The following is a 10,640-nucleotide window of genomic DNA, read 5'->3' on the forward strand; positions in this document are numbered from 1 at the left end:
GCTTGGTGGCGCTGTTTCCGGGGGATGACGAGCCTACCGCCTACGAGTATGAGCATGGTTTCGTACGGGTCATGCGCCGGGGTGCGGCGGTCTGGAAGTACCAGCGTAATGATCAGGGCGATATCACCCGCCAGACTGATCCTGATGGCAACGTTACTGAGTACAGCTATGACAAGCGTGGGCAGCTTTTAGCGGTTTGGTATCCGGACCACAGCTGTCAGCGCCTGAAGTGGAACGATCTTGGGCAGTTGACTCAGGAACAGTTACCCAACGGCGGCGTGCGGCGTTATCGCTACGACGCTTTGGGCCGGCAGATCGCCCGTGAAGATGAACACGGCGCGCTGACCCACTATCACTGGGACGCGGTAGGCCGACTGCTCAAGGTGGTATTGCCGGGCGGCGCCACCCGCGAATTGAGCTACACCCCCTACGGAAAAGTCACCGCCGAGCGCGATGAACTGGGGCGTGTGACCCGGTATGAATATGCCGACGGACTGCACCTGATCAGTCGTCGGATCAACCCCGACGGTTCTCAACTCAAATACCGCTACGACAACACCCGCCTGCTGCTGACCGAAATCGAAAACGAGTCAGGCGAACGCTATCAACTGGCGTACCACCCCAACGGCCTGATCCAGCAGGAAACCGGTTTCGACGGCAAGCGCACCGCCTACGTCTACGACCTCAACGGCCACCTGCAGGAAAAAACCGAGTTCGGCGACGATGATCGTCAGCTGATTACCGCCTACCAGCGCGATCACGCCGGCCGCCTCATCCGAAAAACCCTGCCCGATGGCAGCACGGTGGATTACACCTACGACCGCCTCGGCAATCTCCTAAGCGTCGACGACGGCCACTGGCCGCTGCACTACGAATACGACAGCCAGAATCGCCTGACCGCTGAACACCAGGGCTGGGGCACCTTGCGTTACGGCTACGACAGCTGCGGCCAACTCGACCACCTGCGCCTGCCCGACAACAACCACCTGGCCTTCAACCACGACAAGGGCGGCCACCTCGCCACCGTTGAGCTCAATGGCCGCACACTCACCTCGCACCTGTTCAAGGCCGGCCGCGAGCAGCAGCGCCAGCAGGGCCAACTGCTGAGCCACTACCACTACGACGACCAGGGCCGCCTGGCCCAACACGAACACCGCCACGGCCTTCGCCGCTACACCTACGACCCAGCCGGCAACCTCACCCGCCTGCTCGACACCCGCAAGGGCCAGCACGACTACCACTACGACCCCCTCGACCGCCTGACCCGCGCCGACCACTCGCAAGACGTGCAAGAACGCTTCGCCCACGACCCGGCGGGCAACCTGCTGATGCAAGACCGCCCAGGCCCCGGCATCGTCGTCGGCAACCGCCTGTTACTACAAGGCGACCGGCATTACGACTACGACGCCTTCGGAAACCTCATACGCGAACGCCGCGGCCGCGCGCAGCAACTGGTCACCGAATACCGCTACGACTGCCAGCACCGCCTGATCGGCATCACCCAGCCGGACGGCAGCCAGGCCAGCTATCGCTACGACCCGTTTGGCCGGCGCATCAGCAAAACCGTGGCGGGCAAGACCACCGAGTTTTTCTGGCAAGGCGACAAGCTCATCGCCGAACACACCCATGGCCAGCACCGCAGCTACCTCTACGAGCCTGACAGCTTCAGGCCGTTGGCCTTGCTCGACGGTTTCGGGCCGGCCAATACACAAGCGTTCCACTACCAACTCGACCACCTGGGCACGCCGCAGGAACTGACCAGCGCAGACGGCAAAATCGTCTGGTCTGCCCATTACCAGGCCTACGGGAAAATCACCCGGCTGGATGTAGGCACGGTCGACAACCCACTGCGCTTTCAGGGGCAGTATTACGACCGGGAAAGCGGGCTGCATTACAACCGGCATCGCTACTACAATCCGGACAACGGACGCTACCTGACCCCCGACCCGGTGAAGTTGGCGGGTGGGGTGAACGGATATTTGTATGTGCCCAACCCTACGGGGTGGGTGGATCCGTTGGGGTTGGCATGTAAGGCTGGTAACTGTCCAGACTCTAAAGGCAAAGCAAATAGCGGTGTATTAACCGCACATGAAAAGGGAGGAGGACACTTGATTAAAAAACATGTTGCGCGGACTGACGAAGAGCTAGCTGAACGCTTCGACTCAGAACCCAATATTCCGGCCTCCTCTACCTTTCAAACACTAGAGGAGGCTGAGACTATAGTTTCTAAAAGCTTGGCGACCCACCACCAAGAAATAAGAAAATTTCTAAATGGAAACAAGAGCAAACTTCTGATTAGAGACAGTTCAACCCAGCCCGTAGGACGAAGTTTGTTAAAGGGAGCTAAAAACTCTGTAGCTGCGTATAAATTTTTGTTAGTTTTAAAACGATCACCTAAGATGCCAGACGGCTATCTATTGCTAACAGGATATCCAGAAAAATGAATCTGCCACTGACAGAACTCCAACAATTCTTTGGAGCCTACTTCAACCAAGACTGGATGGAAGACTACTCTTCGGCCGACGACGTCATTGATGGCTTTCTAAAAGACTCATCTAAAGACATAATTATAACTGTAAAGCAGGAAATCCTGGAGATGATCAATTCATACACAAATGAATTAGACTTCCAAGAAAACCTATTCCAGGAACAATACTGCTATTACTATTATCCACACCAGTGGAAATCAGGATTATTGTGGCTAACCCATATAGTTAGCAAATTCAATGAGTATCTACTCGCAGAACAGAACACCATAACGAAATAAACGTAGCGAATCTATTTTAAACAATTCCAAAAGGCCAGCCTTGAAGACCAGAACACTTGGTAAACTCCAAAAGCGACTTTGAAGCCAAATATGAAAAGCCTAGAAATAAAGATAATTAAAAAAAACACCCTCGAAACAGCGATTATCGAATACGAAAAAAATACAGGCACCTTAAATATAACATTCGCCGACCAAACCAAGAAAAAATATTCCAGCCCTAGTATCTTTCACAGTTTTGGATTACTGCGCAAAGACTTTAATGACATTAAATTTTTATGCAAAGGTTCAAAGGTCAACGTATTCCACTCCTCCTACACAGGACTAAGCGGAATCGCGCTCCATGAGTCAACACTAGGCGACCCGAACGAAAGACTGGTACGAATATTCGATTATGAAGAAGACAATCTGACCAACGACATTCAAGAACAGTTTGATTTCCATGCCAAGTGGAATAACTCGCTTCAACCTGACCAACCAACCTCCAACCCCTTTCATCCCCTAGGAAATGTGCGTACAAAAACCATTAAAGCAATCATTTTTGGCCAAGAAACAGACGTAGAAGTAAAATACGACTCTACACGCATGATGTTAGGCTTTTCAGAAGCCGACCATTTCAAAAAAATCTATCGGGACGAAGACATATATAGATGTTTCGCAAAAATGAGAGCCGACTTTCCCCACATAATATTCTGTTGTAAAGGTGCAAAAATAAATGTCAGGCCTTCCAGCATGGCCTCGCAGATGGCCGCCGGCTTGGTTGCATATGAATTGACCTTAGGTAAACGTGCCACCCGCGAAGATATAGTTCATATATTCGACTACGAAGAGCACAACCTGACAAATGATCCACAAGAACAAACAAACTTTTATAAGGAATGGCTCACTTCAATTGGTGCCTGAAACTATAAAAACTCAACAAATCCCAACCCCAATGGTGATTATCAAATCGCCATCGCCGGCAAGCCGGCTCCTACAGGTCGCGAGTCGTCTGTAAGGGTCTTTCAGAGCGACCGCACCCACCCCGCCTCCACCGACCTCACCCGATTGCGCCCGCCGCTCTTGGCCTCGTACAACGCCTGGTCGGCGTCGTTCAGCCAGCTGGTTGCGTCGCCGTGGGAGGCTTGGTATGGCGCCAGGCCGATGCTCAGGCTGGCGCGCAGTGTCGGGTCTTGGGCGTAGCCCAGGGCGCTGAAGCGGTCGCGCAGGGCGTCCATCACTTCGGTGGCGTGGCCCAGGGGCATGTCCGGCAGGATCACGCAGAATTCGTCGCCGCCGTAACGCCCGGCCAGGTCGGTGGCGCGCAGGTTCTGACGCAGGATCTTGCTCAGTTGGCGCAGCACGATGTCGCCGGTGACGTGGCCGTAGGTGTCGTTGATGATCTTGAAATGGTCGATATCGATCAGTGCAATCGCAGCGCCTTGCTGGCCGCCTCGGCAGCGGGCGAATTCGATTTCCAGGTGGTCTTTCCAGGCGCCGTGGTTGAGCAGCCCGGACAGGCTGTCGGTTCGGCTTAAAGCAAGCAGCTCGCGCTTATGTCGGGCCAGGGTGATGGCCTGGCGATAACAGATCCAGCCCAGCGCCAGCGGATAGAGCATCAGGATCGGCAAGCAGGCGTAGAGTTGGGCAGGCGTGGTCACAGCGATATAGGCCGGGGCGAATAGCAGCACTGCCGCGCCGATCCCCAGCGCTTGGGCCACCCAGCCCATCAGCATGAAGCGGAACCCGCCGATGGCGACGTTGTTCATGGTCATCATCGACAACGTGGTGACGCTGGGCAGCGGGTTGAAGTGCATGGCACCGACCCAGAAGCCACCGCAGAACGAGTCCACCAGGAGATGGCGACGTTCGGCACGCAGGGAGTTTTCGGCGCGGCGCGAGAGTTGGTAAGCCAGGTGCGGCCAGGCGAAGGCGTTGATCAGCATCCAGGCCCAGACCCAGCCTGGTGGGTCCAGTGGGTACATGCCGGCCAATACACAGACGAAGCCGAGCGTCAGCCCCAGGGTCCGCGATTTGTACAGGCGTTTGGCGAGCGGAAGTCCGTTTCCTCCTGCGGCTGGCATGATCTGGCTGATCCTGGATGAATGCTGGAAGTCTATCAGGGCAACGGCAAATAGCCACTACCGCTCAGAGGCTTATCCCCCGCGCCAATCCCCTGCCACCAGGGGCTTAGCTGGAAAATCCACGGGCCAGTAACATCGCCACCGCCAGTAGCAAGACGGCCGTGACCTTCTGCAACAGCACGCGCTTGCGCGGCGACTCGAGCACATGCTTGATCCGCTGGCCGAAGTAGCAATAAAGGCAGCCGCTGGCGAACTGCAAAACCAGGAAAGTCAGGCCAAGAATCGCGATGTCACCGGCGGCGCTGTCCTGCCCAACAGCGGCGAACTGCGGGAACACCGCACTGAACAGGATGATCGCCTTGGGGTTGGACAGGCCGGTCAGCAACCCCTTGCCGAACAAGCCACGGGGCGTCTCCGGCCCTTGCCCGGTGGTGTTGATCTGCACGCCGCTGCTGGTCCACTGTTTGTAGGCCAGGTACAGGATATAAGCCACGCCCACCAGTTGGATGCCTTGGGTAATCAGCGGGTAGCCCTTGATCAGCTCGGAAAAGCCCACGGCAAAGATCAGGATCGAAATCAGGTACGACACGCTGGCGCCAAACTGCGCCGGCAAGGAGTGGCGCAAACCGTCCTTCAAGCCCAGGCTCAGCAGCAGCAGGGTCATGGGGCCGGGGCTGAAAGCCAGGGTGCTGCACAGCACCAGGAAATACAGGAAGGACGACAGCGTAAGGGCAGTGACCATGGTGGGTAATTTCACGGCAGCGAGGAATGTTGCGCAGTCTAGGACGCGGATTGCGTGTCGGGCAGGTAAACTCGGCGGATATTCACGCAGGCTTTACCGGTAAAGTGACCGGCAAACTTCAGGACATCGCGATGGCCATTCCGCAGATCCACTTTGATGACCACACCCCCAAGGTCCAACAGATCGTCGAGGCCTTCGCCCGCGCCATCGAGCAAGGCCAATTGGCCGCAGGCAGCAAACTGCCCTCGGTGCGTGAGCTGGGGGCGCAGTTGGGCGTCGGAAAGTTCACCGTCAATGAAGCCCTGGACCGCCTGCGCGGCCAGCATCTGCTGACCTCGCGCCAGGGCCGTGGGCACTTTGTCGCCCAACGCCAGACGCAGTCGTCGTCGAGCAACTGGGTCGACCTGCTGCCCCAGGATTTGCTCAGTGTGCTGCGCCGACCGATGCTCACCGGCCAGGGCGAGTTGCGCCCCGGTGGCGGCCATCTGCCCGAAGACTGGCTGGACTCCGAAGCCTTGCGCCAGGCCATGCGCAGTGTGGTGCGGGCCCCTTCCCTGCGCGTTGCTGGCATGGGCACGCCGGCGGGTTTCCTGCCACTGCGCCAGGCCCTGCAACAAAAACTGCAGGGCGATGGCCTGGCGGTCTCGGTGGAACAGATCATCACCACGCCCAGTACCCTGCAAGGCCTGGACATGTTGATGCGCCTGCTGGCCCGCCCCGGTGACACGGTGTTGCTGGATGCACCGTGCTATTTCAACTTCCACGCCAACCTGGCGTTGCACGGGGTCAGGGTGCTGACACTGCCGCGGGGCCCGGACGGTCTCGACTTCGCGGCTCTGGAGCGCTTGCTCGCCGAGGAGCGGCCCAGCCTGTATGTGACCACCAGCATCCTGCACAACCCCACCGGCCATTCCTTCAGCGCAGCCCAGGCCTTCGGGCTGCTGCAACTGATGCGTCAATACCACTGCCATATCATCGAGGACGACCTCTACGGCGACCTGCACCCCAACCCACCGCCCCGCCTGGCGGCACTCGCCGGCCTGGAGCAAGTGACCTACCTGTCGGGCTTCTCGAAAACCCTCAGCGCCAATACCCGGGTCAGTTATGTGGTGGCCGCGCCGCAACTGGCGGCCAACCTGACCAATATGAAGCTGATGAGCGGCGGCGTGACGTCGGAATTGTTCGAGCAACTGGTCTACCGCCTGCTCAGCGAAGGCAGCTATGCGCGGCACCGCAAGCGCATGGTCCAGCGCTTGCTGGAAGCCGGCGCCCGAGTTGAACAGTGGCTGCGCCGCTGCGGCTGTGAGCTGCCCATGGGGTATGAGGCCGGGATGTTTATCTGGGCGCGCCTGCCGGCTGGGGTCAACGGCGAACAGCTGGCCGAAGCCGGGCTCAAGCGCGGCATGGTGTTGGCGCCGGGAGCGCTGTTTGGGTATGAGCCGGGGATGGGCGAATTTATGCGCTTCAATGTGGCCCATTGTGATGACCCACGGGTGTGGGCCGCGATCGAGCCATTGTTGCGCTGAGTCATTGTGAGAGCGGGCTTGTCTGCGATAGCCATCGGCCCGCAACACCTAAATCCAGGCAGTTAGCGCAGTTGTGGCGAGCGGGCTTGCCCCGCGTTGGGCTGCGAAGCAGACCCAAAAAGCCCGCCGCATTTCTTCAGATAAACTGCGATGGCCGGGTTTAGGGCTGCTTCGCAGCCCAACGCGGGGCAAGCCCGCTCGCCACGGGAAAGTTCGTCAGTTTCTGAAAGTTGTGTAGATACCTATGCTGCGATAGCAGTAGACCTGCCACCACAGGCAGTGACTGAGCCACCACTATCGCGGCGATCCGACAAGCCCGCTCCCACAGTCGCGACCATTGAGTGCACACAAAAACGCAACACTGTAGCGCTTCGAATGTGATGGTCGCTGCTGCCCAGGGTTTATATAGTCCAGAGCAACAGCCACCCGCCATGAGCCCCAAGGCCCATCACCAGGAAGCGCTCAATGACCGATCTTCATGACCTCACGGCCGCCCAGTTGCTGGAGCAATTCTCCAGCCGCCAGCTCTCCCCCCTCGACTACTACGACCACCTGCTGGCCCACATCGACCGCTGGGAGCCGAAGATCCGCGCCCTGTACGCCTTCGATCCTGAGCAGGTGCGCCAACAAGCCCAGGCCTCCACCGAGCGCTGGAACAAAGGCCAGCCCAATGGCGTGCTCGATGGCGTGCCCGTGACCATCAAGGAACTGGTGGCCACCGAAGGGACGCCGATTCCCCTCGGCAGCGCCGCCACCCGCCTGACCCCGGCCCTCAAGGACGCCCCGCCCGCCGCGCGGATGCGTGAAGCCGGGGCAATTGTGCTGGCCAAGACCACTGTCCCGGATTTCGGCATGCTCTCCTCTGGCCTGTCGAGCTTCCATGGCATTACCCGCAACCCGTGGAACACCGCCAATAACACCGGCGGCTCCAGTTCGGGTGCTGCTGCGGCGGCGGCTGCCGGTTACGGGCCGCTGCATATCGGCACCGATATCGGCGGCTCGGTGCGCTTGCCCGCCGCCTGGTGCGGCCTGGTGGGTTTCAAGCCGACCCTGGGGCGCATCCCGATCGACCCGTATTACACCGGTCGCACCGCCGGGCCCATGACCCGCACGGTCGACGACTGCGTGCTGATGATGCAACACCTGGCCCGCCCAGACGCCCGCGACGCCACCAGCCTGCCGCCGCTCACCCGCGAGTGGAGCAACCAGCCGCTGTCGGTCAAGGGCCTGCGCATCGGCCTGATGCTGGAGCCCGGCGCCGGCCTGCAACCGGAAGGTTTCGTGTGTGAGGCGGTGGAACAGGCTGCACGCCTGTTCGAAGCCCATGGCGCCAAAGTCACGCTGATCCCGCCGATCATGGACCGCGCCCAGCTCGACGGCCTCGACCAGTTCTGGCGCGCCCGGCAATGGGGCGACTTGTCGGCCTTGAGCAGCGAGCAGTTCGATAAAGTCTTGCCGTACATCCGCGACTGGGCCGCGCCCGGCGCCGATATCAGCGGCGTGCAGGCGGTGCAGGGGTTCAACCAGACCTTCGAGATGCGCCGCCGCGCCGCCCAGGCCTTCAGCGACCTTGACCTGATCCTCTCGCCCACCAACCAGGTCAACGCGTTCCCCGCCCAGTGGCCGTCACCGAGCAATGATCCGCAGCTGCCGTTCGAACACATCGTGTTCACCGTGCCGTGGAACATGGGCGAACAACCGGCGCTGTCGATCAACTGTGGTTTCGCCGCCGATGGCATGCCCATCGGCCTGCAGATGATCGCGCCACGTTTTGCCGATATCTGGCTGCTGCAAATCGCAAAAACCTATGAGAGCTGGCGTGGCGCAATCCACCAATGGCCGAACCCGAACTGACCTTGACGCTGTAACTGAACTGCCCACCCACACGCCCGCTCCCCGGCCCCAAGGCCGGGGCCTGGACGACCTATAACTAAAACCGAGGGGCTGGTATGCACACTGAACAATTGACTCGCGAGGGTCCCGAGCACACACCTGAAACGCCATCGCCGGACGCCGGCAGGAAGAGCATCTTCGCCGTGGTGCTGGGCAATGCCGTGGAGTTTTTCGACTTTGGGGTCTATGCGACCTTTGCGGTGATGATCGGCCATACGTTTTTCCCGTCCGACAGCGCCTTCGTCAGCCTGATGCTGTCGGTCACGGCCTTCGGCATCGGCTTTATCGTGCGGCCCCTGGGCGCGGTGCTGATTGGCGCCTACGCCGACCGCGTCGGGCGCAAGCCGGCGATGTTGCTGACCCTGGTGATGATGGCGGTGGGCACCGGCAGTATTGCGATATTGCCCGGCTACGAAACCATCGGGATCGCCGCGCCGATCCTGCTGGTGGTGACGCGCATGATCCAGGGCCTGGCCTGGGGCGGTGAAGCCGGCCCCGCCACCACTTACATCCTCGAAGCCGCGCCGCCGCACAAACGCGGCACCTATGCTTGCTGGCAAGTGGTGGCCCAGGGCGTCGCCGCCATGGCCGCGGGGCTGGTGGGTTATACCCTGACCAAAGTGATGTCCCCCGAAGACCTCAACAGCTGGGGCTGGCGCGTGCCGTTCGTGTTCGGCCTGCTGGTATTGCCGATTGGCATCTATATCCGCCGCAACCTGGCCGAGACCTTCCACGGCCAGGGCGAAACCACCAGCACCGGCGATCTGGTGCGCGAAGTCTGCGGCAAGCATCGGCGTGCCCTGGTCCTGGGTTTGCTGATTCTCTCGGGCAGCACCATCACCCAGTACTTCCTCAACTACATGACCACCTTTGCCCTGACCGAGCTGAAACTGCCCACCAGTATCTCCATGCTCTCGACCCTGGTGGCCGGTGCGGCCATGGCGGTGTGCGCGGTGGCCGGCGGCATGTTGTGCGACCGCTTCGGCCGCCGGGTGATCCTGATGACGCCACGGGTAGTGCTGTTGCTGATCCTGTTCCCGGCGCTGCAGTTGATGACCGAACACCCCAGCCCCTCGACGTTCCTCCTGACCCTGGCGGTACTGTCCGGCCTGCATGGCATGAGCGGCGCGGCGTTGATCGTGTTGCTGGTGGAGAGCTTCCCCAAATCGGTGCGCTCCACCGGGTTCTCCATCGTCTACGCCTTTGGCGTGGCGGCGTTTGGCGGCACCGCGCAGATCATCATCACCTGGCTGATCGGTACCACAGGCGACCCGATGTCACCGGTGTGGTACCTGCTGATCGCCAACCTGGTGTGCCTCACCGCCGCCTGGTTCGCCAAGGAAACCCGGCCCGTGCTCCCCGGCACGCCGGCCCGCGAAACCCGGCTCAGAGAAGCCTCGGTTCGCTGATTGACTTTTCCCGACCGTGGCGAGGGGGCTTGTCCCCCGCTGGGCTGCGCAGCGGCCCCAATAATCGCGCTGCGGTTATCAGGTAAACCACGGTGTCTTGGCTAAGGGGCTGCTGCGCAGCCCAACGGGGGTGTAGAACCGTAGACATCCTTTACATCTGAAACCGGGGACATCGTTTACACATTTGAAGCTTGGATGCGGCTCTTGCCGCGTCCAAGTCTGCCCAAGGGATAGTCACATAGG

8 protein-coding genes are annotated in these 10,640 nt (G+C 60.0%); 6 read left to right on the forward strand and 2 right to left on the reverse strand.

Going from position 1 to position 10,640, the window contains the following annotated elements; genetic code table 11:
* The 3 genes from FIV38_RS29550 to FIV38_RS30645 form a co-directional block, all read left to right on the forward strand.
* Positions 1-2,444, forward strand: a 2,444-nt coding sequence (locus FIV38_RS29550) for an RHS repeat-associated core domain-containing protein (RefSeq protein WP_146492597.1), incomplete at its 5' end; no start/stop codon positions are given.
* On the forward strand, positions 2,441-2,767 hold the full coding sequence (locus tag FIV38_RS29555) for a contact-dependent growth inhibition system immunity protein (RefSeq protein WP_070996190.1): 327 nt from the start codon (positions 2,441-2,443) through the stop codon (positions 2,765-2,767). The genes FIV38_RS29550 and FIV38_RS29555, both read left to right, overlap by 4 nt.
* 90 nt (positions 2,768-2,857) lie before the next feature.
* Positions 2,858-3,667: a hypothetical protein gene (locus FIV38_RS30645; RefSeq protein WP_235861127.1), complete on the forward strand. Its 810-nt coding sequence runs from the start codon at positions 2,858-2,860 to the stop codon at positions 3,665-3,667.
* Between the two features lie 101 nt (positions 3,668-3,768).
* On the opposite strand, the gene FIV38_RS29570 is transcribed toward FIV38_RS30645, so the two are convergent.
* On the reverse strand, positions 3,769-4,827 hold the full coding sequence (locus FIV38_RS29570; protein WP_029293308.1) for a diguanylate cyclase: 1,059 nt from the start codon (positions 4,825-4,827) through the stop codon (positions 3,769-3,771).
* 106 nt (positions 4,828-4,933) lie between these two features.
* The gene (locus FIV38_RS29575; protein WP_070996187.1) at positions 4,934-5,569 is read right to left on the reverse strand and encodes a LysE family translocator; all 636 of its coding nucleotides are present in this window, start codon (positions 5,567-5,569) and stop codon (positions 4,934-4,936) included.
* Positions 5,570-5,700: 131 nt separating this feature from the next.
* Between FIV38_RS29575 and FIV38_RS29580 the strand changes: the two genes are divergently transcribed.
* The 3 genes from FIV38_RS29580 to FIV38_RS29590 all read left to right on the forward strand — a co-directional run bounded on the left by FIV38_RS29580 (position 5,701) and on the right by FIV38_RS29590 (position 10,397).
* Positions 5,701-7,095: an aminotransferase-like domain-containing protein gene (locus tag FIV38_RS29580; RefSeq protein ID WP_092239372.1), complete on the forward strand. Its 1,395-nt coding sequence runs from the start codon at positions 5,701-5,703 to the stop codon at positions 7,093-7,095.
* Positions 7,096-7,560: 465 nt separating this feature from the next.
* Positions 7,561-8,949, forward strand: a complete 1,389-nt coding sequence (locus FIV38_RS29585; protein WP_029293302.1) for an amidase — start codon at positions 7,561-7,563, stop codon at positions 8,947-8,949.
* Between the two features lie 95 nt (positions 8,950-9,044).
* Entirely contained in the window at positions 9,045-10,397 is a 1,353-nt protein-coding gene (locus FIV38_RS29590; protein ID WP_029293300.1) for a citrate-proton symporter, read from the forward strand.
* The last annotated feature ends 243 nt before the right edge of the window (positions 10,398-10,640 follow it).

The sequence above is a fragment of the Pseudomonas proteolytica genome (genome assembly GCF_007858275.1).
Taxonomy (GTDB): domain Bacteria; phylum Pseudomonadota; class Gammaproteobacteria; order Pseudomonadales; family Pseudomonadaceae; genus Aquipseudomonas; species Aquipseudomonas proteolytica.